This window comes from Alteromonas sp. 5NS40-0096, from assembly GCF_057544385.1.
The window spans coordinates 664,661-690,795 of the sequence record NZ_BAAJLQ010000002.1 but is presented as its reverse complement, the minus strand read 5'-3'; the positions used below and the strand labels follow the sequence as shown (position 1 = coordinate 690,795).

At 44.5% G+C, this 26,135-nt stretch carries 19 protein-coding genes; 15 read left to right on the top strand and 4 right to left on the bottom strand.

The genetic code is table 11. The annotated features are described in order from the left end of the window. Positions 1-2,442 (top strand): membrane-bound PQQ-dependent dehydrogenase, glucose/quinate/shikimate family, encoded by a 2,442-nt coding sequence (locus AC27G9_RS08945; RefSeq protein WP_487073221.1) that lies wholly within the window; start codon positions 1-3, stop codon positions 2,440-2,442. 165 nt (positions 2,443-2,607) lie between these two features. On the opposite strand, the gene AC27G9_RS08940 is transcribed toward AC27G9_RS08945, so the two are convergent. Continuing rightward, positions 2,608-2,952: a hypothetical protein gene (locus AC27G9_RS08940; protein WP_487073219.1), complete on the bottom strand. Its 345-nt coding sequence runs from the start codon at positions 2,950-2,952 to the stop codon at positions 2,608-2,610. 112 nt (positions 2,953-3,064) lie between these two features. Between AC27G9_RS08940 and AC27G9_RS08935 the strand changes: the two genes are divergently transcribed. The 7 genes from AC27G9_RS08935 (at position 3,065) to AC27G9_RS08905 (ending at position 14,871) form a co-directional block, all read left to right on the top strand. Then, a complete protein-coding gene (locus AC27G9_RS08935; protein ID WP_487073217.1) occupies positions 3,065-6,166 on the top strand; it encodes a protein kinase domain-containing protein in 3,102 nt (1,033 codons plus the stop codon). A gap of 94 nt (positions 6,167-6,260) precedes the next feature. Continuing rightward, positions 6,261-7,214, top strand: coding sequence for an FHA domain-containing protein (locus AC27G9_RS08930; RefSeq protein ID WP_487073215.1), 954 nt, complete (start codon positions 6,261-6,263; stop codon positions 7,212-7,214). A gap of 128 nt (positions 7,215-7,342) precedes the next feature. Next, positions 7,343-8,170, top strand: a complete 828-nt coding sequence (locus tag AC27G9_RS08925) for a GH25 family lysozyme (RefSeq protein WP_487073213.1) — start codon at positions 7,343-7,345, stop codon at positions 8,168-8,170. Between the two features lie 2 nt (positions 8,171-8,172). Beyond that, on the top strand, positions 8,173-9,903 hold the full coding sequence (locus AC27G9_RS08920) for an MICOS complex subunit MIC60 (protein WP_487073211.1): 1,731 nt from the start codon (positions 8,173-8,175) through the stop codon (positions 9,901-9,903). Between the two features lie 308 nt (positions 9,904-10,211). Then, positions 10,212-11,342, top strand: coding sequence for an alpha-xenorhabdolysin family binary toxin subunit A (locus tag AC27G9_RS08915; protein ID WP_487073209.1), 1,131 nt, complete (start codon positions 10,212-10,214; stop codon positions 11,340-11,342). Between the two features lie 158 nt (positions 11,343-11,500). Next, positions 11,501-13,912 (top strand): hypothetical protein, encoded by a 2,412-nt coding sequence (locus AC27G9_RS08910; protein ID WP_487073207.1) that lies wholly within the window; start codon positions 11,501-11,503, stop codon positions 13,910-13,912. A 95-nt stretch (positions 13,913-14,007) separates the two neighbouring features. Next, positions 14,008-14,871, top strand: a complete 864-nt coding sequence (locus AC27G9_RS08905; RefSeq protein WP_487073205.1) for a hypothetical protein — start codon at positions 14,008-14,010, stop codon at positions 14,869-14,871. A 143-nt stretch (positions 14,872-15,014) separates the two neighbouring features. On the opposite strand, the gene AC27G9_RS08900 is transcribed toward AC27G9_RS08905, so the two are convergent. Then, a complete protein-coding gene (locus AC27G9_RS08900) occupies positions 15,015-15,884 on the bottom strand; it encodes a LysR family transcriptional regulator (RefSeq protein WP_487073203.1) in 870 nt (289 codons plus the stop codon). Between the two features lie 231 nt (positions 15,885-16,115). Between AC27G9_RS08900 and AC27G9_RS08895 the strand changes: the two genes are divergently transcribed. Genes AC27G9_RS08895 through AC27G9_RS08880 form a run of 4 tightly spaced genes read left to right on the top strand, consistent with a single transcriptional unit; the run spans position 16,116 to position 18,724 of the window. Next, positions 16,116-16,586 carry a luciferase domain-containing protein gene (locus AC27G9_RS08895; RefSeq protein WP_487073201.1) on the top strand — a complete coding sequence of 157 codons (471 nt, stop codon included), beginning with the start codon at positions 16,116-16,118 and terminating at the stop codon, positions 16,584-16,586. 13 nt (positions 16,587-16,599) lie between these two features. Then, positions 16,600-17,700, top strand: coding sequence for an ABC transporter substrate-binding protein (locus tag AC27G9_RS08890; RefSeq protein WP_487073199.1), 1,101 nt, complete (start codon positions 16,600-16,602; stop codon positions 17,698-17,700). A 57-nt stretch (positions 17,701-17,757) separates the two neighbouring features. After that, positions 17,758-18,285 carry an NADPH-dependent FMN reductase gene (locus AC27G9_RS08885; protein ID WP_487073197.1) on the top strand — a complete coding sequence of 176 codons (528 nt, stop codon included), beginning with the start codon at positions 17,758-17,760 and terminating at the stop codon, positions 18,283-18,285. Positions 18,286-18,322: 37 nt separating this feature from the next. Beyond that, the gene (locus tag AC27G9_RS08880) at positions 18,323-18,724 is read left to right on the top strand and encodes a hypothetical protein (protein ID WP_487073195.1); all 402 of its coding nucleotides are present in this window, start codon (positions 18,323-18,325) and stop codon (positions 18,722-18,724) included. A 96-nt stretch (positions 18,725-18,820) separates the two neighbouring features. On the opposite strand, the gene AC27G9_RS08875 is transcribed toward AC27G9_RS08880, so the two are convergent. Continuing rightward, positions 18,821-20,023: an aminotransferase class V-fold PLP-dependent enzyme gene (locus AC27G9_RS08875; protein WP_487073193.1), complete on the bottom strand. Its 1,203-nt coding sequence runs from the start codon at positions 20,021-20,023 to the stop codon at positions 18,821-18,823. After that, the gene (locus AC27G9_RS08870; protein ID WP_487073191.1) at positions 20,016-21,431 is read right to left on the bottom strand and encodes a phenylacetate--CoA ligase family protein; all 1,416 of its coding nucleotides are present in this window, start codon (positions 21,429-21,431) and stop codon (positions 20,016-20,018) included. Before AC27G9_RS08870 ends, AC27G9_RS08875 begins: the two co-directional genes overlap by 8 nt. Before the next feature lie 562 nt (positions 21,432-21,993). Here AC27G9_RS08870 and AC27G9_RS08865 point away from each other — a divergent pair. From AC27G9_RS08865 to AC27G9_RS08855, 3 genes are all read left to right on the top strand, one after another. Then, entirely contained in the window at positions 21,994-22,842 is an 849-nt protein-coding gene (locus AC27G9_RS08865; RefSeq protein ID WP_487073189.1) for a TrmB family transcriptional regulator, read from the top strand. Positions 22,843-22,851: 9 nt separating this feature from the next. Further along, the gene (locus tag AC27G9_RS08860; RefSeq protein ID WP_487073187.1) at positions 22,852-24,330 is read left to right on the top strand and encodes a serine hydrolase domain-containing protein; all 1,479 of its coding nucleotides are present in this window, start codon (positions 22,852-22,854) and stop codon (positions 24,328-24,330) included. A 692-nt stretch (positions 24,331-25,022) separates the two neighbouring features. Beyond that, a complete protein-coding gene (locus AC27G9_RS08855; RefSeq protein WP_487073185.1) occupies positions 25,023-26,054 on the top strand; it encodes a hypothetical protein in 1,032 nt (343 codons plus the stop codon). Positions 26,055-26,135: the final 81 nt, after the last annotated feature.

Sequence of the window (26,135 nt, the reverse complement as noted above, 5' to 3'; positions counted from 1 at the left end):
ATGTTGACTAAAGTGACCAATATCATTGTTGTTTCGCTACTGATCCTCTGTGCCATTTACCTTACAGGCCTTGGCGGCGTGCTCGTGTACATGGGCGGCAGCGCCTATTATGCGTTTTCCGGTATCGTGTTGTGTGCCGTTGTGTTTTTGTGGTTCAAACGCCGTAATCTAGCACACAAGGTATTTGGTGCCTTCTTTGTATTTACCGTGATATGGGCGGCGTGGGAATCCGGCTTAGACTTTTTCGCCCTGCTCCCTCGCTTGGCCTTCTGGCTGGGGCTAGGCCTATGGTTTCTGTCTCCTTTATCAACAAAACGCTATCAAGAAGAAGCCCGTATTGCTGGGCTAAAGCGCTGGTATGTGACGCCTGCTGTGATGTCAGTGGTGGTACTCACCGTAGCCGCACTGCAAAGCTATGAATTCAATACCCAAGGGACACAGCGCACCGCTGCCATCAATCCCAAAGGCCAAGCGACAGGCTCGGATTGGCATCACTACGGTAACGATGCGGGCGGGTCACGCTTTGCGCCGGTCGACCAAATCAATCGCGATAACGTGCATCAACTCAAAGAAGTGTGGCGCTATCGCACTGGCGTAGAAAGTGATTTTAAAATGACACCACTGAAGGTCGATGATGCCTTATATCTATGTGGTGCGAAAAACATCTTGATGGCGGTGAATGCCGAAACAGGCGAAGAGCAGTGGCGCTATGACCCGCAAGCAGAGCCTTCCGCCAAACACCAATACGCACGTACGTGTCGTGGTATCAGTTATTTCAAGGCACCGGACACCTATACTGGTGAGTGTCCTGAACGCATTGTTACCGCTACGATAGACGCCCGCATGATCGCCGTTGATGCTCACACAGGCAAGCTGTGTTCAAGCTTTGGTGACAATGGCCAAATCAATTTGCGCAAAGGCTTGGGCGAACATTTACCTAACCAATATTATGTAACCTCGCCACCTTTGGTTGCCGATGATGTGTTAGTGGTTGGCGGGTTAGTTAACGACAACCAAGACTTAGGCTTGCCCTCTGGCGTGGTACGCGCGTTTGATGCCATCACAGGCAATTTTGCGTGGGCATGGGATTTGGGTAATCCCGGCTATCACGGCGAGCCGAAAGACGGTGAAACCTACACCAAGGGCACACCCAATGTATGGACCATCATGAGCTATGATCCCGAATTAGACTTGGTGTTCGCACCTACAGGCAATGCCGCACCAGATTACTACGGTGGTGTGCGACGCCCATTTGATGACGAATGGTCTTCATCATTGGTCGCTATTGATGCCAGCAATGGTAGCCCTAAATGGAAGTTTCAAACCGTTTATCACGATGTATGGGATTATGATTTACCCGCGCAGCCCGTGTTGGTGGATGTAGAAAAAGACGGTGAACAAGTGCCTGCAGTAGCCGTTGCCACCAAAATGGGCAGTATCTTTTTGTTAGACCGCCGAAATGGCGAGCCCGTGCATCCAGTGGAAGAACGGCCTGTTGCACAATATGGTGAAGCCACCGAGCGTTTATCGCCAGTGCAGCCGTTCTCGTCGTTACCCAACTTCCACCCCTATCGCCACGAAAAAGACATGTGGGGCTTAACGCCGCTCGACCAATTGGTGTGTCGTATTGAATACAAGATGATGAAGTACGACGGGCTATTTACGCCACCAACCACGGGTGGCAGTTTAGCCGCGCCGGGCAATTTTGGTGGGTTTAACTGGGGCAGCGTATCGGTGGATGCCGACAACGGCTTGTTAGTCGCTGCGCCTATGTTGCTGGCCCACAGGTTACTGCTGGTATCGCCCGAACAAGTAGCCGAAGCTGGCCCCAGAGCCGCGCTGTTATTAGGTAAAGAGCATCCAGCGGTACGCATGGATCCCGAATCGCCTATGCCAGAACCAAGAGAGCCCGACCCTGCGGACCCATACGATCACGTTAGAATCAAATACTATGGTTTGATCATGCCGTTCATGTCCCGCCTTGGCACTAAAGTGCCTTGCTTTGAGCCACCGTGGAGCAAAATCGCCGTCATCGATTTAAACACCAACGAGTTAATGTGGAGCCGCCCACTCGGCAGCATGAAAAACTCTGGCCCATTTAACATTCAGTCAGGTTTAGAAATCAATGTAGGCACCGCAGTGCGCGCTGGTACATTAACAACAAGAGGCGGCCTTACCTTTATTAGTTCCACCATGGATAGCACAGTGAGGGCCTTTGACCTCAGAACGGGTGAAATCAAATGGTCAGAAGCCTTGCCCGGTAACGGTCAAGCTACACCGATGACCTATGTGTCAAACGAATCTGGCAGACAGATGCTAATCGTAACCGTACCCAACCCAAGTTGGCGCTATCCAAGGGACCCGAAAGGTGGCACCTACACTGATTCAAGAAGTAAATCCGATGGCAAAGGCGGGTATGTCATCGCGTATGCGTTGGATTAAAGTAAAATCTCGTCGCTCTCTGAGTATTGAGTTTAGAGAGTGACGAAAAAGGTAATGTAGCCGACACAAGGCTCACTGTGCCAGCTTGCTGATTTTGATTTTTTGATACCAACGACGAGTTTAGGTCTAACATTTATAAATGGGAGTTGAGGATTTGCCGCCCATTCACTTTACAATAATATCACCTGATGTTGTGGTTGAATTTTCCCCACCTCCACTGTGCAATAAATTGCTGGTAACAATCAACTTATAGCTATCTCCATTATCACCGACATGGTGGTGCAGTTTTTTGTAATTGTTGTTGTCAAGTTGCAATGTCGTATTCTGCCAAACTAGAACTACTGAAAAGTCTTTTTCTTGAATATACTTTAACAAGCTAGCTTTAGCTTCAAACTTTATTTCCGTGCCAACAGATTCGGTAATTTGGCCCTTTGGCGTAAACTTAACCCAAGCAGGTAAACCGTCGACCAAATTAGGCGACGCTGACATTTCGATTGTACGGGAAGTCATATTGAGTTCTCTTATTGATTTTTAAGGAAATATTTTACGCTAACAAGCGATAGTTAATTTAAAAAATATTGGTAAATTAATCAACCGAGCGTTGGCTACAACATCTAAGCGTATGTCAGAAGACTTCCCTACAGCACCAGAAACACTGCCTCTAAGCCTTTTTAAAAGGCCTAAAAACGAAAAGACTACCAATCACGAATCACAATGTGGTCGGCGATTTCCTTTCACCATCGACCCGCGTTTTCGATATATAAAGCAACTTGGAAGAGGTGGCGCAGGACTGGTTTATCAAGCCTATGATGAGAAATTGCAGCGTAACGTTGCATTAAAATTTCTTTTGGACTCAAGTGATAACGGTCGCAATAAACTAGTAAGGGAAGCCAGAGCGCAAGCCAATGTAGAACACGCCTACATTTGTCCTATCTATGAAGTTATAGAATCAGAGAGGGGGATTTATCTTGTTATGCAATTCATTGAAGGGCAAAGCCTGACGGAAGCTTGCTCCGACCTCACAATGGAACAAGTGCTTTCACTCTTCAGCAAGGTCGCATTGGGGCTTCAAGCAGCACATCAGCAAGGTGTTATCCACCGAGATTTCAAACCAAGTAACGTCATGGTCGACATGACATCCTCGACATTAACGCCTTTGATAGTGGATTTTGGCTTAGCACAAGCAAAAAAATTCCATACCGGAGAACCTGACTCACCCACTGGCATTGTGGGCACCCAAGGGTTTATTGCTCCCGAACTCATGTCCGGTAGGCAGTGCATCGTTGAACGCCGTGCCGATATTTACGCATTCGGTGCTAGCTTACAATACTGCCTGATAGGCAAACATTTTTATATCAATGATGATAACGATTTGCAGCAGCAACTTTCACAAACCATTTTGCCTAAAGACATACAAATCATACTTGCCAAATGTATGTCTCATAAGCTTACTCAACGCTATGCATCTGCCAAACTAGTAGCAGACGAAATACGGCGTTTTTTGCACGGAGACCCCATAAAAGCTCGTATCGGCAAAGGTTATTGGTTGCAACGTAAACTAAGAAAGCATATCTGGCTTACGATTACTCTTACTGTAGCCGTGTTAGGGATGACAATGATGTATGTCCTTCAGATGTACCAAGCTCATCAACAAGCCTTACGAGAAGAGGTTTTGTTAGACTTTAATAGTCAACTTAAAACGCTAGAGAACGAAGCTCAACTAACCTTCATGTCACCGAGACATAACATCGAGGAAAAGGTTAGACAATGGCAAAGTAATGCTTTGCGCCTAGAAAATGAAATAGCTGAAACGCCACGCAATCTAAAAGGAGCAACCTTATATGCGATTGGAAGAATCTACTTCGTATTGGGCCAGCACGACTTAGCAGCTCGCTATTTTAGCGATTCAATGGAATTAGCCACGGGTAACGATGCGGCTTTTTACCTCGCAATGTCATATGCAAACCTATATCAGCAGGAATTGGACATTTTGCGTAACATTCCCAGTGAGGATATACGAGCTGCCCGTATCGCGGAACTGAATATCAGGCTTAAACTTCCTGCACAGAAATTACTGGACCGCCATATTGATAGCGCTCCCTACAAAACATACATCCAAGCACTGTTGGCCTATTATCAACAAGATACCAAAGCTGCGCTGACTATTATTGAAAACAGTGGAGATTTGCCAAGTTGGTACTATTTGGATGACATATTAGCTGGCGACATTCTGCTAAGCCAAGCGATAGCGATGCACGAACAAGGGATTCAAAATATAAACCTAGATGAGTTAATTTCGCGCTCTCAGGATAAGTTTGAAATCGCCGCTCGTATCGCACCAAGTGACCCTTTTGTATATGAAAAAATGTTGAATCTATTCCGTTTTCAAGTTCAACTCAAAAATCAATTTGGAAAAGTGTTACCCGAGTCTATTGTCGAGCGGGCTGAACATACGTTTCAGCAAGGGATAGCAGTTCACAGTAAAAAAGCCAACCTTTTCCACGTTTATGGCGACTTTACTCATTACTTGGCGATGAACCAGCACTACACAGAAGGGGCACCTGATAAACTACTAGATAAGGCTTCTTCTTTGTTATCCCGAGCATCTTCAATACAACCCAACTTATCGAGAATTTGGTTCTCTTTGGGTAGTTTGTATTCCAGCATTATTCAAAGAGAAAAGGAAAAAGGTACGTTAGACCAAGGACATTTTGATCGAGCGATTAACGCCTTGAACAACGTTCCTCATCCAAACAGAGACTATGCTTACTTCAATGAATTGGCTACCTTATTTCGGTTCAGCGCGATGCAACGCAACATTCGTCAGCAGAGTGCAGAAAGCGAGTTTAATTTAGCCATTAATAACTACCTAAAAGCCAATGCATATTCGCCAGATAACGTTGGCAGTCTTATCAATGCCGCCTCCACACTGCGAAAAAAATCGGAGCAATACCCTGTATTGGAAAGACAAGCTGAATTGCTTAACGCCACAAAATGGTTAAATCAAGTCATAGCGAGAGAACCAAACCACTTTGTCGCCAACTATTACCTAGCGGTAATCGGCGTAGATTTGGTGGAGCTTGCTTTATACCGTGAGTTGGAAAATGATGAATGGTTAACACAAGCAGCTCGCCGACTAGAAAACGTAAAATCTATCAATAGTACTCACCCCTATGTCCGCGATTTGGAACTAAAACTAATGCAATTCCAAGCGGAGATTTCATTTGTTAAATCGGGCCATTGGAATGACCTATTTACTCAAGTACTGGCCGCCCGAAATCGCTTAGTCGAAATGTACCCAGAAAACACCATCGTCACTCGGAACTATATTGGTGCGTTAACCGGCTTTACTGGCTATCGAATTCAGCTTGGCCTGTCTTCCAAGCAATACGCAAATGAGTTGTTAAGCGAAATCAAACGATATCCAGACATTGAACACGCTGAAGCGTATCAGGCGTTAGCGCTTCTTTTTCAACACTGGGGGCAGGGAAATATCAATGAGTTAAACTTGATCGAAAAATACCAACTCAGGGGAAAGCACTCTTACGCACACCAATGGGCATTGGGTATGGTGTTGATTGCCGCGGCGACTGACGTAGCAGAGATAGTCGAGGGAATTAAAATAATCAAAGAAAACAAAGGTATGCTACCCTTTTATCGTGAGTTAATCTTAGATTGGGCTGAGGTGAGAAAAAGCGATATCGCACCGAAAACTTTACATTGAATTGCTTACAGAAATCTCAAAGCAATTACTTTACTGCAATACATGATTTAATTAAGACGGCTTTAGCAAAGGATCGAGTACGTAAGGAGACAAAATGGCATCTATTGAAGGGCTGGACGGCCACAGAATTTACTTAAAGCAACATCATCTGTTTGGTCGATTGGGTAATGCCGTCGATACCTACTTGCAAGATGCTGCAGTATCGCGAATTCACTTTCTGCTAGAGTATCATGAGCAAGACTGGGTACTCATCGATTATAGCCGCAATGGCACTTGGTTGAATGGTCAACGGGTCAGCAAAGGTACTCAAACTTTAATTCGTACAGGTGACAAAATTGCCGTCGGAGAACACCAATCTATTGAGTATGCATTCATTGACAACAGCGCACCAGTAGACATTCTGTGTAAGCGAAGTAACCACGAGAGTCCGATTGTCGAAACCCTAAAACTTCAGGCAGACAACCACCTGCCGAACAGACACAATTGTCAGGTCCGCATAAAACGCGATGCCAATGATTGGGTCGCGGAGCATTTGCATTCGAAACGCGTTTTGCACGATGGCGACTGGATAACCATCGATAAAGAAAACTGGCAGGTTGTGTTAACGGATGTCCCCAGTTGCACTATCGAATTGGGTGGCGAATTACCGACATTAGAGGATTTAACACTGCACTTGCATACCAGTCTCGACGAAGAAACTACCAGTGCTCGTATCGTGAGTCATCTTGGAGAGGTTTCACTGCCAGTGCGCAGCCATCACTACCTATTGCTGCTTCTTGCTCGCCAACGAGCTCTTGATTGTCAAAAAGATTTAGATATTACCGAGCGTGGTTGGGTGTATATGGAACAACTGATGAACATGTTGGGGATGCCAGAAACTCTGATCAACATCCAAATTCACAGGGCCAGAAAACAGTTGGAGTCCGTAATAGATAACCTATTTGACGGCAAACAGTTAGTAGAACGTAGGGCGGGACAAGTTCGCCTTGGTTTCAAAAACATTGCCATCCATAAAGGCGAAAAATTAGAGGCCGAGACTAACTCGTAATACCTACTGTACTTCAGGTGAAATATCCTGAAATACTTCATTAAGTCTTATCTGGGTATAAGGACGTTACCCAACAAACCACTCTGTATAGAAAGCATTTTCACAGAGTAATTAGATAGGACATCACCATGAAAACAGTCATAGTCAAACCCGCATTGATCGCAATTTCGGCAGCCCTGCTAGTCGGTCTGATCGCCAAAACACCGTCTCTCGGCCCCCACCATCAAAAGCGGCCAAACGAATCTGAATTAGATCACCTCGATAGCTTCATTTCACATTCGGCAATAAACGCGAGAGTTACGCATCATAAGGCAACGTTACAGCTCAACAAGACGAAGCAAAAACAACATTATGGCGTCGATATTTCCCACTATCAGGGCGATTTATTAGACGACATCAAGAACAAACCTCGCATCAGTTTTGTGATAGCAAAAGCCAGCGAAGGGATTGACGAGATTGATCCCATGTTTCATAAAAACTGGCCCGGAATCAAAGAGGCCAATCGGATACGTGGCGCATACCACTTTTTTATTGCAAATGATGACCCTGAACTTCAAGCAAAGCACTTTATCAAAACCGTGGGGACATGGGGTAAGGATGATATTCCTCCCATTGTGGACGTAGAGGAAGGCAGCATGTCAACCGATACGAAGCTGCACGTACTACAACGCAATCTACAATATTTTCTTGCGTATGTGGAATTCCACACGAAAAAGCGCCCAATGGTTTACAGCAATAGTGCATTCGCTAAGCGATGGTTAAACAATAGTAGATTTGCTCATTACCCATTATGGCTTGCGGACTATACGCAGGCAAAAAAGCCGGCCATACCGGATATATGGCTATCACAAGGCACGTTAATTTGGCAGCGTTCAGATACCTACAAAATCGACTCCACCGACGTAGATTACGACGTCTTTCACGGTGAACTTCAACAATTGACAGAGGGACGTTAACGATGACTACCTTACTTCCCACTTCGCTTTCCACCAATCGCAACTCGAATTCAAATAGCATTGAAGGCTATCTATATTTAATTCGTTTATTGGCAGTGCTAGCCATCGTATTAATGAGCTTCGTCGGTTTTGAGCAAGCAGCCATGCACGACGTTGTGGCAGCAAATGAAAAGAGTCTTGGCTCGTTATTACTGTTAACTGAGTTAAAACAATTACTATCTGCCATTTCTTCAATCGACATCCCGTTTATTGAAGGTGCAGTGAAAGATATTGTGGTGTCGCTCGATAAAGCAGAAAACTTACTGGTTGTATCCAGCATGCTGACCACATTGCAAATGCTTATATTGAAGCTGAGTTTGCTAAACATTGTGAAATACGCCCTTGTATTTTGCTTAGTCACTTCATTTATTCGGCAATTTCAACGGCTTTCACTAAAAGGGTTACTCGTACTACTGATGCTGTCCCCCGGGCTGGCTATGTACTGTAATGCCATTCATTTTCTCGCAGAGGATATCAGCAAAGTAGTCGAGGGCGACCTGTACACAAAACTTTCAGACTTGACGCACAAGCTCGATAAAGAGAAGAACACCTTGCTTAAGCAGCATCAAGAAAGTCTACAAAAAATCGACAAATCGAATTCGCACCTAAAGTGGTTTCATCGATTGGCCGCCGATATTTCGTATGATTTTGATGATGTAAAGGACTCCGTAACCGGTGACTACCCAGCACTAGTCATGGTGTTACGAGGTGGTGGCAAAGCCATTTTAAAAGAAACGTTGGGTTATGTTAGTAAATTATTCTTTTTGCTGTTCTTACTCCCTATAGGCTACCTATACCTATTTTACGCGATACTGCGCTACGCGTTCCCCGGTATACCCTATGGCCAGGTTCAATTAATGGACAAGATAGAGAAAGAGACTGAGGCGGAAAAACGAAGTCTAATGGCTAACATTCATGTCCATCACAAACTACTGCAAAATCTGAGGAATTGGCTCGCCAACGTTCTTGTAACGCCGATAAGGCACGTCATTAAGAAACGCGAACAACTGCTAGCTCAAGACATAGATTCAGTAAAGCAAAGTATCAAAAACAAGGTAACCGATGCTGAAGCGACGACGAAACGAGAGCTACGCGAAAAAACAAATAGCATCGAAAGCAATTTGCGGAATGATGTGTTGACTATTCAAGGCAAACTACGCAGTGCAATATTGGCTCAAGTTGACAAACTGTATCAGTTTTTAACAACGCAAACTGACGAAATCAAAAACAGCACCAATGCCGCAATTTCCCATCTTGATATGGCGATAAATGATGAGTGTCACCTACTACTAACGCAACTCGAAAATACGATTCAGCAGAATTGCTTGGCTATTAACACAGAAATGCATGCCTTTATCCGTGAAGCTGAAGCGTCCATGCAAAAGCAAATTGACTTAGCCCTGCATTCGGTAGGCCAAGACTTAATCGCTGAGCAGCGACAATTAAAGGGTACTGTTCAAATGAGAGTACGAGACTTAATTCAGCGACTTGAGAACGAGCTGAGAGATAAATTGCAAGAATTGCAGTCACAGGCGTCAAAAACAGACCAAGAGGCATTACAACAGCTGCATGAATCACTGGCTTCCGCTCTTAGTCAGATTAAGCACAAACTGACTGAAACCGAAACGAGCCTGCTACAACATTTGGAGGCACATGCAAAGGATTTGGCACTTCATATACATAATCGAACGTAGTCAAAATCACGTGGCAAACGCGAACCAACTAGAGGCCTAACAAGGCCTCTTTTTTGTTATCCCTCCCCCGTATTCAAAGTCATACAAAAGCTCCTTAACCATTTGTTATTAATAACATTAAGTCGTATTTCAGCACTGGTGAAATATCGTGAAATATTCAATTCACATTGGGTTGATTAGTCTTTATCTGGAGGTCAAAACTTACCGTTAAATTTCAAGTAAAAGGATGTTTAAAGGAAAGCTTGGACCGGAACAAGTGAACTTATTTTTAACTTACTTTAGTCCGATTTTTTGAAAGGAGATCGAACATGACAACGCAACAAAAATTTCAAGCAGGTACAGGATCATTTACTCAAACGAATGCCAAGGGCGACAAAGTCTTTGCGATGAGTTCAACTAGTTGGTTAACACTACAAACCTATTTTAACAACGTCGCTGCATTGCCTGCGTCACTTGAAGCGCTGAAAAAAAAGATGGGGAAAGGTGCGCCGACGGACATGAGTGATTTTCAAAAACTGGTCGACTTATACAGCAAGATGATCGCGCAAAGTTCAAAATTTACGGGTACCCAGTTCCCCACAATCGTCGATTTGTCTGCAGATGTTTATCACTATGCTGAATCTGTGCCTGAATACTATGGAGGCCTCAAGCAGCTAATTTCACAACTCAGTGCTGTACCAGCTCCAACAGGTGAAGCACTCAAGACCATTCAAACCGATCTAATTGCGGTATTGGATCAACTTGCTGCTAACATCAAACCCTTCATCACTAACGCCAATAAGACGAAAACGGAGCTAAACACACTCGTAACAGACTTAGAAGGCTACTTGAGCACTTTGGGTAGCAATGTTCCCGCACCGGACGGTTCTGGCTATTGGAAATACTACCACACGGAATACGGTTCGAACTCCGCACAAGTTAAATCCTTGATACAACAAATTGCGACGCAAACGGCCAACTTGCATCATTACCAAGCGGAGTACAACCACGATGTAATCGTTGCAGCAACCACACCGACTTATGGTTGGTTTTTCCCAGTGGGCACGTTAGCAGCCGCGGTTACAGCCGGTGTATACGGCGCTCGAGCAACTAAAGCAAAACACGAAATCGAGGCTACCAAGGGTCTAATTGCACAATTGAATGAGCAAGAACAGGCTGACTTGAACCTAATGCAGGATTTAAACCTTGTCACTACGCAGGTTCAGCAGGTCAGTAGCGAAGGAAAAGCCGCTGTCGCCATTTTAGAAGGAATGGAAGGCAACTGGACTGCAATCGCATCAGACATAACCAACCTATCTGATCAATTGAAAAATGATTTCCAGGGTACTTGTGGGTTCTTGCTGCAAATTGACTTCAACACGGCAATTAACGATTGGAACAACTTAAAACAGGAAGTTGATGCATATCGGACAAACGCGTTTATCACTGTGAGCAAATAGCCGCCGTATCCACTCGCGCAGAGCTGGCCTTTGGTCTATCCAAACACATTGTAGACAAGGCCAGCCAATAGCGAGACAAAACTAAACAACAAATTGACAGCATTCGCTGGTAGCAGCAACTCGACACAGCGAATCTGAAGGAATAGAAAGGTGTCATCATGACAAACAATCCATCGCATGCCGTAAGTGCGCAACTACCCGAGCCAGCCCAAGGTTGGAAAAGCTACTATTATGACCTGACTCGAACAGGCAATATTCCAAATGCAAGTCGTGTCGATATAGACGATAACAACGCCGTGTTTTACGCCAGTTATTTGGACCTAACACAGGTTCAGCAACAAATTTCTTCAAGTGGTTACAAACCAGCGATTACCACCATTTACGCTGATGTATTAAACATTGATGATGTTGTTGGTTGGGAGCTATCTGACAATCAAGCTTTGATAATTTACGCCCGAGTTGTTTCATTTCAGCCCAAAGCCACTTTTGGTGTTAATTTGACAACTAGCGAAGCCAGTAGCATCGCAAACTTTAGTATCTACGCGGCTAACTGCAAAGGTACGATTCAGGTCACCGCTCAGAGCGATACGGCAGAGATTCATGCCATAACGAGTGCAGATATTAACCCAGGACTGGAGTATCGATTTTCAATAGCAAAAGGCTTGCAATCGAACCCTTTAACTTTGGAGCAAGGGTTCGCCATCAGAATGAATCAGGCACAAAAGGATTACCTGAATAACAGTTTTCTCTACGGTGCTTTGTGCTCAACTGAGTACCCTGCAATTGCAGTTGATATATTAACTTGGGTAAATAGTTGGTCTGGCGCTTCTGCAAGCACCAATGCATCAGATTTGTCTCAGTTGTATTACGCCAGTTCAAACCTCGCGTCTTTGTTCAAAGCACAATTGGTTGCCTGCGCCAGTGGGGAGACTTATGTGCCCAGCTTAAGCAAAGACGTTTACGCGGGTATTGCACAAAAGATGGAAACCGCGCTGAGCAACAGCCAACATGACTATCTTACTGTTTTTTCGGCCGACAAAGCGTCGCAGCAATTCATTCAATCTGCTCAGGCGCTGCAGTCGGTTTACACCAACAATAAAGCGCAAGTACAAGAGCTGCTACAACAAAGTGAAGTCGCATACAACCAAGCCTTTGCAGCGGAACAAGTTGCCAGTACTAATTTCAAACAACAGCAAACCAAAGTTTTGTTGGCTGGCAGTGCCTTAAAAGTGGCAATGGCCAACTACATAGACAAACAGAAAGCAATGGCTGCATTCGATATTGGCAAGGCAATTGTTTCTTTTGCCGTCGGTATTGCAGGCATAGTAACAGGCAATGAAGAAGCGGCACCCGAAGCTGCTGAAGGCGCTGAAGCCGCAAAATCGGTGGTCAGCCTGGCCTCGGAAATGAAGAAACTAAAAAACTTCGCAGAGGGCATGGAAAAGCTATATGAGCTATCTCAATCGGTATACGAGTCCAGTAAAACCCTTGGAGATAATGGCACAGAGATAGATAGTGCCACCTCAGCAAAAGGAGCCCAGTTAAACACAGATGACAGTATCAATAGTATTGCGGCGTGGACAGCGTTTCAAAATCAAGCTGATGCCAATATCGAACCCATTGTTAAATTAGGTCTATCAGAAGCGACCGAGTACCAAGTGACGCTAGATAACATGGTGGTGCTGGGTAAAGCGTTGGCCGCTGCGAAACTCGCAACCATTCAGGCTGCACAAAAAGTGGCAGCGATGAATGTACAACTCGCTTACGCCGATAAAAACACCTCGGTTATTCACGATCTGATTAGTAACTTAAAGGAAGACCAAACAGAGATTTTGCAGCTTCAACAACTGTTTTACCATCAGGCGTTAGATCTGCAAATTGGTTTGTATTCATTCTTAAAATCCTATCAAGCCACTTATTTCTATTGGGCACTACAACCCAGCAACGTGGAAATTCCCTTAGGCAACCTAGGTGACATGATGAGCCACCCACATATTTCTTTGGATATGAGCCTGAGTGAATATCAAGCGTTGACTGGCTTACAGTCTCAGAAAATGCAATTACTGGAAGTGGATATTGAAGATGCTTCGGTAATTCGGTCGTTGCAGAAAAACGGGGAAACGCAATGGAGTATTCCGCTTTCACACCCAAGTTTTGTTGGATTAGACAGGGTTCGCTTCACCGATGTACGTATCTGGTTGATAGGCGACAACCTTTACTCCCCTTCTGTAGAGCAAACCGTCAACATGCAAGTAGAAACGGATGGGCACTACCAGGACAGGTTACATGGCAATCAATACAATTTCAGTAGTGGCGGACTAAACAGCCGTTTGGAGTACTACATAAACAAAGCTGACGTAACAACACACGATATTCAATTGGCACCCAAGGTAACGGGCACCATTGCGATTGACTGTTCAGCAGCACCTGCGCAAGGCAATGACTATTTTATTCCCACACCATTTAGTAATTGGCGTATCAACTTGAATGCATTAGGCAACAAGATTGATTTGAGCAAGGTGCAATCCATCAAAATGCAATTCCAAGGAAGCGCTATCGCGTCTTCATAAACCAATGAACCAAGGGGAGTGAGCTCCCCGGCCAAAACCATTTTGGAAGAATTTATGAGGGTAAATGGAAGCCCTCAATACTTTGGAGTAGGACTATGAAACTCGTTAATACTGATATTTCGCAATTGTTTACCATTCCTCAATCTACTTGGACAGAAGTAAATCAAAGAGTAGGTTTTATCTTGTACGTTGACAAAAAAAATAACACTGGCGGTGACGCGGGAAACTTTATGATCCCATGGCCAACCACCGCGGGCTGGAACCAGTTGCAGGCACTTTGCAATGATTCCCATTTCTTTTTTGGCATTAAGGCAAACAATACCAACAACGTGCCTATCAATGGCACGAAATACTATTGGTCAGAGTGGATCATTGGAACGAATACCCCGACCCTATTGGCGGAATGTAAAAGCTGGACTACCACTGATTTTCAAAACTTAGTTAGCCTTGCCACGCACTTGGCGATTTACGCTAACAATGCCATTTTTAACTTTCAAAATATACAGAAGATGCTAAAAGCCAGTGACAACACTATCACCCCATCGATAGTGACTGATACTAAAAAGGCACTAAGTGCGTTGAAACAGGGAACAACGTCATTAAGTACGGAAGTGAAAGCCGCATTGACTAAGCTTCAAAGCTTCTTGACGGTGAACGAGAAATTTAACCAATTTTTCGTCACAAATGAGTTTCTCATACCGATGATGAATGTCCCGCAATTCCAACCCGGAGCATTCGATAGCTTTGACGCTGCAATGGAAGCCGTTGTTGGCGCTTGGAATGCGTTATCTTGCGACGTCAGTGCCATGGACGACACTAATGTTGATGTTACTTTGCCATTTTTAATGGCACTCGATATCGACAACGCCATAACGGCTTGGACCAATATCGCACAGGAAGCACAAGCGTTTGCGCAAAGTGCAAGCAGCCAAGAGCAATATTGGCAGTATAACGGATAGTACAAGCCACCATCTCCCTTCCCTGCTTCATTTGAGGCAGGGCTTTAAAATGGAAAACCCAAAAAGGCTTTTCGATTCACATGAAAACAGGCTTTATGAGATTGCACAGTTAGCGTAAAACAAGGGTGTGATAGTTCGCTCGGCTATTGTGAAGACAATTGGGTTTTCATTTTCTCCACCGCAAAATCATTGAAAGCTTTTACTTTTGCACTGTTCCTTAAATCTGGGTGGGATAGGATCCACAAATCCCAGTTGTACGATGGATCTGGCGATTTGACTCTGCACAATGCGTTGTCGCTATCACCCAAATAACACGGCAAGACGCCAACACCTAAGCCTTGTTTCACAAAATCATATACTGCCAAAATGTTATTGATAACGGTTCTTGGCGCGCTATCTGGCATGAGTGAAGATGTGAGTTTACTCATCGGTGAATGTTTGAAGTCTTCACTGAGCACTATCCAGCGCAAGTCTTGCTCATCGGTGTCGCGGTGTTCAGTGTGAATATACGGAGCAAATGAAATGGGCGTGATGTTTCTTCCAATCCAATGCTCCGGCGGGTTCGATGTTGGACGAATGGCAATATCGGCATCTCTTTGCGCCAAATCTAATGGCTTGGCTTCCGAGATGATGCGTAGCTCTGTTTCTGGGTATTCGCGTTGAAAGTCAGTTAATAATGGGGTCAGTGTGTAAAGCACAGAGTTAGTTGTGGTGATGGTTAATATGCCTTCTAACCGTAAATCCTTGCCACTCAAACTTCGCTCAATTTCATTCATTCCACTTTGAAGTTGTAGCGCCCGCGCGTAAAAATACTCGCCCTCAATGGTTAAAATGTATTTGTGATTGAGTTTTTCAAATAGCCTGACACCCAGCTTTTTCTCGACCGATTCCACCCGTCTAAACACCGTTGAGTGATGCACATTCATAGATCTGGCTGCCCCCGCAAGTGTTCCTGCTTTGCAGACAGCTAAAAGAAATGGAATATCACTCCAGTCTAATTCGTGTGTTTTCATCGCCAGATTCTGTGACTCATTAAGGTTTACTTCACACTACCACGCTACCACCTGATGTCGATATACGCAAACACACCGCAGCCCACCAAAACTACAGTAAATCATTGTTTTAATTAATATATAACAACCCATCAGCAGCGTATTGCATTTACGCAAACGCCGTTTGCCTCAATCAATAATAGTTGATGCTAGTGTTATCCCCACTTTTGCTAAGTAGTCAGGAGATACCACATGGCAAGTAACCTAAATTTACCAACAAGGCTTGGGGCGAAACCTCGAACGACAAAGCACATTCCCCATGCGCAATTAGATCAACACGGGCCTGATGACGTGATTAGCCAACTGCATGAGTGGGCGTTCTCTTTGCCACGTGTGCAAAACGAACCAAGTTCAATCTCAGTCCCTGGCGCACGTGCGTTAGTCATGCACGACAGCTGCAATTGCAACCACCGCGCCTTCATGGCGGGCAGAGAATTTGCTCACATCCACCCGCATCCCGATAACGGCAGCATGCATGTGATGCTCTCGCCCATTGATGCACAAGAGATTATTGCTAAAGGCTGGGGAGAAGATCATTTCTTAGTCACCTTAGGACACTTTCGCAAAGGGCTAGTTATGGTTTTCTCCCCGCGAAACGAACAAGAACTTGACGCGGTTAAAGCCATTCTTCAGCGCTCATACGAATTTGCTAATTCCCACTAGATCGGAGAACCCAATGAAACCACAATCGAAAATTCATAGATGGCTGCGAAAGTCATTGGCCTTATGCGCGCTGTTCACGCCACTGGCTAATGCCCTAGAAATGGAGACCCGCTCTATGGAGGAGCTTTATGCCGACGCCTTGAAAGAAGGCGGCACCTTTGTATTGAGGGCGGGCGGTGATAAGCCCGATCAAATCGACTACTACTTGGATAAATTTAAAGCTCGGTTCCCCAAATTAACCGTAATCCATTCGGTTGACGTTAGCCTTAACCATGCCCCGCGGTATGACAATGCCCGGGCGGCTGGCGGTGAAACCAACGTGCCCGATGTGATTCAATTTCAAACGCTACATGATTTTGAGTACTACAAAGAGCACGGGCTCATCGAGCCTTACAAACCCAAAAACTGGGACAAGGTTTTTCCCGATCATAAAGATCCCAATGGCTATTGGACCAGCATGTATGGCGTCTCCTTCAGTAACTATGCGAACCCTGAGGTATTGGGTGATATTGAGCCACCTAGAGACGCCATGGATTACTTAAACCCCGCGCTAAAAGGCAAGCTTATCTTAACCTACCCTCACGACGATGATGCCGTGTTGTACCAATTTTGGCATTTGAAGCAACAGTACGGATGGGACTATTTAGAAAAGCTAGTTGCCAATGAACCCAAATGGGTAAGAGGCACGGCATGGCCATATGAGGCAATAAACAAAGGCTGGTATGGCGCAAGCTTTACGACATTTTGGTCATTCGCTCCGTTTCCAAACCAAAAGACGAAGTTTTTATTGCCTGAGCACGACTTTTTCTTAACGTGGTTTCAAACGGCAGCAATTCCAACCCAAGCGAAAAACAAAGCGGCGGCAAAGCTTTACATGAACTGGATGTTATCTGAAGAGATGCAAGGCACGTGGTTACAATTCCCCGTTCGTTACGATATCGAAGCGCCGAATGGCTACAAGTCAGTGCTGCATCACAATACCTCCCCGGGTGATTTTCGACGCTGGATGATGAAACGAGATCTGGTCGAACGATTCAGGCTCCAAATGAGGCAACTCATTGGTGAAGCCGTCGGCCCTACGCCTGTCGATATTGACTACAACGTCAAACCCTAACATTCATCTGGGCACCCTGTGTGCCCTTCCTCTACTTTTTAACCGGACTACCCCATCATGAAAATTATCGCTTTTGCCGCCAGTAACCACAGTGAATCTATCAACAAAGCCTTGGTAACTTGCGCCGCTTCATTGCTCCCGTCAGCGGACATTGAGCTATTGGATTTGAATGACTATGAGATGCCAGTTTATAGTCAGGACAGAGAAAAATCCCTCGGCATTCCCGACGCCGCCACATCATTTTTTACCAAACTGGGCGAAGCCGATGCGTTCATTATTTCGTTTGCAGAACACAACGGCAGTTATACCGCCGCGTATAAAAACCTGTTCGACTGGACATCCCGTATCGACATGAAAGTCTTTCAAGGTAAACCTTCGGTATATCTCTCAACTTCCCCTGGCCCAGGTGGCGCAGCCAGTGTTTTAAGTACTGCAGTTAATTCGGCGCATTTCTTTGCTACAGAGGTAAAAGCATCGCTTTCAGTGCCCAACTTTTATGACAATTTTGACTTAGTCACCAAACAACTGACAAATGCAGAAATCGATGCACAGCTACGTGACGCTGTTAGCTGCTTAGTGAGCTAAAACATGCAAACACCATAAGTTCGAGGGAGATAACACTGTGAGTAAGGCGTTCCCGGCCCATGGCGATTTTTCCTTCACCCGCGTTGGCCGTATTTTAATTTACACGATTTATGGCTCTTGGAATGAAGAGCAAGCAATGCTTTATGTATCTCATCTTAGACAGCAAATCACCGAGAACGGTCTCGCGTCAGGCTGGGGGCGCGTTTTGGATATGGCTAAATACGAGCTATGCAGCTATGACGCGCTAACGGTACTAAAAGCTTTGATTAACGAAGAGTGGAACCTAGGCTGCCGAGCGAGGTATTACTTTAACGTCGCCCCTATCCACAGGCAGCTAATGGAATTCAAGTATGATGACCATTGCCCAAAAATCGTTAGCAGTTATGAAGACGCGTTGAATAGCGCTCAAAAAGCGGTCGCAAAAGCACTGTTGTGCTGATATGTCTCACTTTGACGCAACGTAGGCCGAGACTATATACAATGGCTTACATTACCAATACACCCCGTCGATTCCTGCAAGGTTACCTCTCCTAGCTTACTTAACTGCGCCCACCAACTCCGCTACAGCTTTAAGCGTTTTCTCTACCTCTTCAGGAGAGTTATACATCCAATGTGAAACCCTTACCGACGCAGGCGCATTAAGCGCTTGGTGAAGTGGTTGTGCACAATGGAAGCCAGAGCGAATGCACATGCTGTAACGATCGCTTACGCCTCGCGCTAGAATATGAGGAGAAATACCTGATATGTAAAAACTTAACGGACCACTCAAGTTCGCAGCGCCACCCAATATATGAGCTTCAGGCAATACGTCTTTGATGCAGGAAATCGCCACCTCTGACAGGGCTTTATGATGCTCTTGAACTCGTCCAACACCGACTTCAAGTAACATCAACAATGCTGCCTGTAAGCCCGACACGCTCTCTATTGCGGGTGTGCCAGCCTCAAATTTCCACGGTGCATTTTTCGGCTCAATGTTCCCTCTATCAATCGACTCAATTGTGCCACCACCTTTCAGAGCAAAATCCATTGCTTCAAGAAGTTGCGCTTTTCCATACAACACCCCAACACCCGATGGCGCACCTAGCTTGTGGCCACTAAACACTAAAAAGTCACAATCCCATTCAGTGACATCTATGGGAGTATGAGGCGCCGACTGGGCCGCATCAATGAGTACTTTAGCACCCTTGGAATGGGCGAGTTCACAAACTCGCTTAACATCCAATTCCGCCCCCGTGACATTCGAAACGTGGCACAGACTGACGAGAGCGACTGTATTGTTGACTAAATATTTTTCTAACTCGTCATAGTCGATGTTTCCGCCGCTATCAATTGAGAGCCGATAAACACTGTCTTCGCTCCATGGTAGATAATTTGAATGATGCTCTGCCACACTGCTTATCACTTTGCCTTTGTTGCCAAACGCATTGGCAACTAGGTTAAGCCCTTCGGTACTGTTTCTCAAAAACACAACTTCGTTAGGTTCGCAGCCTATAAAAGCCGCAACGACATCTCGTGTGCCCTCATACGCTTGTGTAGCCCAGTCGCCTAAATAGTGAACCGAGCGGTGAATATTGGCAGTTTTACTGATAAGTACGTCGTTAACTGCATCTATCACGCACTGGGGCTTTAACGAAGTGGCGGCGTTGTCTAGGTATATGAGTGGATCGGATGTAGGTGTTGGCTGCCGAAAAATGGGGAACTGCCCCTTAATGTCTTCTAGTTCTTGTCGGTCAAACATCTAAGCTTCCTGTCTTTTTAACTGATAAAAATTTACCGCTAGATTCCGGCAGAATAAATTTCACTTTCTTTAAAATTGGCTTAGTAGAGAGTGACAACAATGCCTGCAACTCATTTTTCAATTCACTTTCATCGAACTCATCAAGAGCGACGACAGTCACTTTCACTACTTTCTTGGACAATACGTCGATTTTAAAATTGACGATCTCACTTCTGCTGAAAAAACAGTTTTGTATTTGTAATGCGCTAACATCGTTAGCGTTTTCCGTTATTAAACATTCCTGCTCACGACCCAAAATTTTAACCTGCTGGGGGTAGCCACTTGTCTTGTTGATTGAGATGACTTGAGCAATATCACCGATGGCATATCGAATAATAGGCATCGCTAAATTATTTAAATCGGTAACAACGACACGGCCTATCTCACCCTCTTTTACTGGCTGTCCTTCTTTATCCAATACTTCAAGGCAAACCATACTGGCGTATATATCCAAAATATTGGATTGCCTGTCAGCACAACCAATTGAGCCAACTTCGCCAGTGCCATAAACATTGATATACCTCGCATCAAACACAAGCTCAATTCGCTTTATTAGTTCGTCACCGGCCAATCCACCGTATGGCAGCAATGTATGAAGATGTGGAAATGTCATTGCTCGCTGCTCAGCCCGTTTGGCTAACCACAACAAAAAGTGGGGCAGAGCTCGAAGCACCTTAACCTTATTCCCTTTTATGTGATCTAGGTAGCGGTCCAACTGAGGCACCATCGTTTCCCAAGGAGCGGAATCTATAGGGAGCAGCAATTCTCTTTTAAACAACACTTGCCGTTCTATTCGACCTCGAACATTAGATAAAATATCGGAATCAAATATCTTTTTGTTTTTGATCGCCCACCAGGCATAGCTCATCAAAGGCTCGGGGCCCTGGTCCTCAAAACCACACACTACATTGCAAGCACTGGGTGGAATATCTACTGCTTTACAACCAATAGGACTGCCAGTGGCCAGTTTCAGATTTAAATGTTCAGCTGCTCTCAGGTAATCACGCTTGCTAAAATCGACTACTACAGTCATACGCCCGGTCGTTCCCGCCGAAGACAAGTATTGCCATCCCTCTTGATCTTGTTGGTTTGTGACTCTGTCAGGAAAACCCTGACAATAGGTTTGCTTGCTTGAAAGCGAAACATCAAAGAGAGAATCGTTGGGTATTGCAGTTGCCCAATGACTCGTATGCGCTTTGGCCTCACTTAATAAAGACTGGATTTTCTGTTGTTGATGGAAGGCTTTGACTTCATCCTTACTCGCTTGCAAGGCTTTCATGTCTTTGTACAACGTCCAAAACTTGGTTTTGGAAAAGGATTGAAACAATGGCAGCCCTACGTTTGACAATAACGCATTGAAAACTGACATAGCCTTCCCTCCTTAATCGACCGCTAATAGCTTCCACACCAACGGTGTTGGGAGTCAGACCAGTAGCATTAATTAATGAAAGACTAAGATACCACCACTGGCCATGCATAAGTCAACTACTTCTCTTATCGGCCGTGGTCAAAAAAAGAAGTAACAGTCTACGTCCCAAACTCGTATCGCTATTCGCTTGTGACAGCAAAGCGGCGATGACTGCTACTGTTTTTATCGGATGATTCATTAGTTTTTGTTTTACGAAACTGAACATATTAGTCCTTGTTATTCTGTTAGTACACGCAGAAATACTAAACGATATCGTGCTTTTCACGGGTTCTTGTTTCGGCAATTAACCGTTCTCAAATTCGCAACAACCGTTGAAAACTATTGTTTTTTTGAGTCGCTCTGGATGGTAGTAAATTCGGAATCGAGCTGGGCTCAGGCCCATTTAACACGCCTCCCCCATACGCAAATTAACCATGTTAAAAACCGCCTCACAGAGAAATAGTTGACGACGGCTGAAAGGTTCGATTAAATTATTAGTAGCACATACTACTAACAAATAAATATGAACGAACAGATCATTACTCAATTTCAAGAACTGGGCTTCACGCAGCTAGAGAGTGAGATATATCTGTACTTGGTCAAGAATGGCGTAAGTACGGGCTACTCCATTGGTAAAGGCATCAATAAACCCGCAGCGAATGTATACAAGGCTCTGGATACCTTAGGGCAAAAAGGTGGCGTTATTAGCGCGTCGAGCAATAACAAAATGTTCAATGCCGTAGACTGGCGTTTGCTACTCGACAACCACAAGAAACGGTTCGAACAGACCATCGATAAGTTAAATGAACAAATGGAAAGCATTGTTCAGCCCGACATAGACGAACAGGTTTATCAAATTGATAACCGTGCCCAAGTCATTGAAACGTCGCTTAGCATGATCAACAACGCGCACACCATGGTGCTAGCGGATATTGAGCCAGATGCCTTGCCGCTTTTGTCAGAGGCGTTAATCAATGCTGCAAAAAGAGGGGTAGAAGTCAGAGTAAAGCTGTATGAAAACGCAGATTTACCCGGCGTTAATATTTCACTGCGAAGACATGATAGCCCAATTCACAACAAAACTGACGATGTCGCCTTCAGTTTTAGCTGTGATGGTTCTAATTTCATACTCGCCATGTTGGCCAAAAATGGGAAAAACGTGATTCAAGCGTTCCAGAGCCAAAGCGCTTTGATGACCATGACGATGCACACACAAATTTTGTATGGGCAAGTGCTCACCGAACTCAAAGACCTTCTCAAACACAACCAGTTCGAACAAGCCAAAACGGTACTAGAGCAAACCGAACATCTTCACCCGCTTAGCGCCGAGAATGTGGTTTTTCAGCGTTACAAAGCCAGATATAAAATTTAAGGATAAATCGTGAAAAAAGCAGCATTATACTTGTCTCTCGCCGCAACGTTTGTGGCAACGTCAACCCACGCCAATTCATTTGACAAAGTGGATGAGTACGTTCGCAAAAACAAAGACATTATCCAGCTTGACTCAGGCACTGCAGTGGCTGTTATACAAGGTGATGATATTGTTTACGAGGGCTATTTTGGTTATTCCGATATTTTGCAGCAAACCCCTGTCGACCAAAATACGGTGTTTTACATCGCATCTATTACCAAAGCTTTCTATGCACTAAACACCTTATTGCTGGAGCACAACGGCGACATAGATACCAAAACAACGCTGAGTGAAATGTTCCCAGAGCTTTCGTTTCAGGCCGCGCTGCAAAGCGATAAAGTGACAATTACCGATTTACTTCGTCATACCAGCGGCATAGACAATTGGCCTTTGATACAAGTTACGGCATACACAGGGCAATATGACGATGAACTGCTCACACAAATCATCCAAGAATCCTACATTAACGCCAACGCACCGCTAGGCTCATTCGACTACACGAATGTGGGATACAACATTTTGAGTCACTGGATGGATAAAACCTCCGCAACGCCCTGGCAAACTCAACTGGCAGACCATATTTTCAAGCCGCTGAACATGTCGCACACGTCTGCAAGGATTAGCGATGCTGCGAAAAACCAATGGGAGCTGGCAAAGGGATATTCGGTAAAATCCCCGACTCCAAACGAGCCCGTGTACTTAACCAAAACAGACAACAGCATGCACGCCGCTGGTGGCATTATTACAACAGCCAAAGACATGGCTAACTTTGTGCGAATGCAGTTAAACAAAGGCAAGCTCGACGGAAAACAAATCTTGCCAGCATCGGTAATCGAGAAATCTCATCAATCGTTGGTCACTCACACTATGTTTGGCCATGAACAACATTATGGGTGGGGTTGGTTTATCCGCGACATAGATGGCGAGCGACTGCTCGAGCATCGAGGCGGATACGCTGGTGCGAGCACTTATGTGTCTTTTATGCCCGATAAGCAAGTAGGTTTAGTGGTGTTAAGCAACCAAGATAAATGGGGAGGCGATTTGGCTTATGCCCTAGAAGAACTGGTTTACGGCATAGCGTTGAATAAATCAGAAAAGGACATCAACAGCGGTATAGAAAAATACGAGTCGCACGCACAATCTGCCGCGAAGAAGTTTTACCAAAACAAAAGTAAAAAAGCACCGGTAAAGACAACAGCATTAGCCAAGCATTTCGTTGGCGAATTTGTTCACGATACCTTAGGCAGCATCAATGTTAGCGAAACAGAAAAAGGCAGTTTTCACCTACAGTGGGGGAATTTGCAAAGCCCACTGTATAACGGTGATGAACCAAACGAAATCAACGTAGAATTAGTGCCAAGCTCAATCGAAGAGATAGAGTTTTTACATTCGTCAAACAAAAAACGATTTCTAAAATATCGAGATTATTGGTTCAAAAAAGCCGAATAACACCAGTAAGAGCGAACTGCCTTGGTTCGCTCTGTTTTCGGCTACATCAACAAGTAACAACGCGGCGCTGACTCTTGGCAGTGTTCTTTGTTTCACACTATCCACACTGGTTCACCTACAAAACTGTCGTTGAAGACTGTTACTTTCTCAGGTGGATTTGGAGTGGTGGTTAGTATTTTGAATTGTTCATAAAAAGGACAGTGAGAGATTTCTTACTGCACCACCACTTTAATTTATAAAGAACGTCTTACAAAGCGTATGCTCACAACAGAGTTAGTGCTGCTATGAAGCTTAAGTAACTTCTAAGCAGGGTCGAAAACCGTAGACGTCAAACCAATGAATAAGCTGGAAAATTTAGAAAATAGAGACGTGCAATAAGCGATAGTTTTAGGACGAGTTAAATACTCTCTCTCGGTATTCCTAATGGGTATTTAAAAACAAAGGTCTCAAAGAATTGGTCGACTTTCATTGAGACGCGCAGTTCATGATTTAGTTGTCTACCTTTCTGAGAAAAGAATGCATTCAAGCTATGCGCTAGTCATACCGTTATCGAACTTATTATTTTCTAGTAACACTTAGATTTGCATCAGCTAACGACTTAAAAAGCCAGCGTTGACTACTCGAGAGAGTATGACGTTTTGCTTAAATCTGAAAATTGAATTGATAGGGTTTGCTGCTTAAGGAGATGAATTTTGGAAGATATCGAACTATTAAAAAAGGCAATTGATGATTTAAAAAGACAACACAACGATGAACTTTCTGATCTAAAGTTGCGCCTTGAAGAGCAAGAAAAATTAAAGTTGGAGTTATCTGAACGTTTCGAAAAAAGGCATCTTGTCGGCTCAGATATGCAACTTACTCCCGGAGCGAAAGCAATCATTAGTCTAACTCTCCGAAACTCATTAATCGTATGGGGCACTATATTTACTCTGGTTGGTGCAGCTGGTTTCTCCACTTATGTGAAAGGGATTGGTAAGTCAATCCACAATGATATTGAAGATACTGTAAAAGTTGCCGTCGATTCCAAAGTCGATGAATTAAGAGAAGATTGGTCTGGCGTTGTTTCAGATGTTATTGGGTCGGCTTTGATTGAAATTAATGAAGCTAAAAAGGATGTTGAGACAATAGAAACCTTCGGAGATTGGGTTAAAAAGAATGGTAATACTCTGAATGAAATTCAAAAGGCCGAAGCAAATCTGAATAAAGTCATGGACATCGCAAGTAAAAGTAAAGCCGAATGGGGAAAAATAGAGCAGTACTCAGCGCAGATAGAATCTGAGCGGGGCGAATATGTCGCTAAAGCACAAGAACTAGGTGAAACACTTGCTGCAAACGTTATCAACAACCAGGAATTTAAATCGGAAATAGTAAATTCGGTTTCAAACACAATTACAACAACGATACAAGATGCGACGCGCCAGAATACCGAATGGATCCAGTCAATCAATAGCAAACTTTCATGGCATTTGGTTTCCACACCTGTTGATGAATTCAGCCCAGACTGTAATTACAGGCTTGATGTTGATCATAAGGGGAGCACTTATTCCTATCATGCAAGTTACATCCGTCCCAAGACCTTAACTTTTTTCTTTGAAGGTACTCGATACTATCGAATCAATGCCCACAATGTTAAAGCAGACGACTTAAAAACTTACGAATGGTCTACAGGTGTAGCAGTACCCAAAAGAAATGGAGAGCTATATGAACTTTGCTTTGAGACGTGAAGAATGAATTTTTTATAGCAAAGAAGTGGTTGATGCAGTATCTAAGTTTTGTATCCGTAGTGCTGCAAACCTCACCTTCGC